The 1,084-nt window shown below is 39.2% G+C and carries 2 protein-coding genes; one reads left to right on the plus strand and one right to left on the minus strand.

Annotation, left to right across the window (positions count from 1 at the left end; all coding sequences use genetic code 11):
* On the plus strand, positions 1–810 hold an 810-nt coding region (locus A3738_RS23140), incomplete at its 5' end, for a GNAT family N-acetyltransferase (protein ID WP_156504440.1).
* On the opposite strand, the gene A3738_RS32140 is transcribed toward A3738_RS23140, so the two are convergent.
* The coding region (locus A3738_RS32140) for a polysaccharide biosynthesis C-terminal domain-containing protein (RefSeq protein ID WP_231876741.1) at positions 760–1,084 on the minus strand (325 nt) is incomplete at its 5' end. The genes A3738_RS23140 and A3738_RS32140 overlap by 51 nt on opposite strands.

Here is a 1,084-nt window from a genome sequence, read left to right on the forward strand (position 1 = left end):
AGAATTTCTCTAATGGAATATATGTTCAAGCATATTCGTTGGGACGAGCTAATTTTGGGAGACATCCCCCATCAAAGCTTAACATCACGCTTAATCGAAGAATGCTTCGGTCATTATGGCCTATATAATCGAACCGTTCATGAAGATCATAGCGTCGTCGTCGATACCTGCACAGATGCAGAGAAATATACGAAAAAACTAAGTAGTAATTTTAGACGCGCAACGATTCACAAATTCTCAAATCTAGAGAGACAGCATACCGTCGATTTTCAAATATATGAAAATGAAGAAAGCTGCCCCCTCAATATCATCGAAACGCTCAATGATCTGCACCTGACACGCTGGGGAAAACCATGCTTCGAAGACGTTTACAAGGAGTTTCACAATAGCCTCATCACTCATTTCGGCAAGTCAAATGATTTAGATATTGCACTTATGAGTATCGATGGAGACGTGAAAGCACTGACCTACAACCTAAAATTTGGCAGTACGATTTACAATATCCAATTAGGCTACGACGAACAGGCATTCAAAAATTATTCATTAGGTTTAGTGCATTTAATGCAAAACATTCTTTTGAGCCAGACAAGCGGAGAGATAAAGCAATTCGATCTATTAGCCGGATATGGCAAAAATGAATACTACAAAGAAAGGTTCGGAGGCAGAATTCAGAACATTTCTACCAAGCAATATTTAAGAAGTAAGTGGGTGAAGTTGATATACCGAATCTACGACAAAAAAAGATCTCTACAAGAAAAGCTATTTAGCAAAAAAACGATTTTTGAGAAAGCTTCGCTCTTGCTCCGATAACCCGCTAAAAAGAAAAGCAACAGCGTAAACCAGCCCACCTACGGAAACCGCACCTACCAACTCCAGATAACTACTAATAGAAACATTCATTTGGTAAATCGAAACACCTAAAATCATTGCCATTAGTGCGGGTAAAACCGGGAGAATAACTCGGCTAAAGTAATGAGTGAACTTGAGTTCTAAACTCGAGAAACCATATTTCATCAGAACAGGCACAAGCACCAACATAGGAATAAGAGAACCAAGCGCAACACCTTCTATACCCCAAATTTGG

It is taken from the genome of Oleiphilus sp. HI0066 (assembly GCF_001635725.1).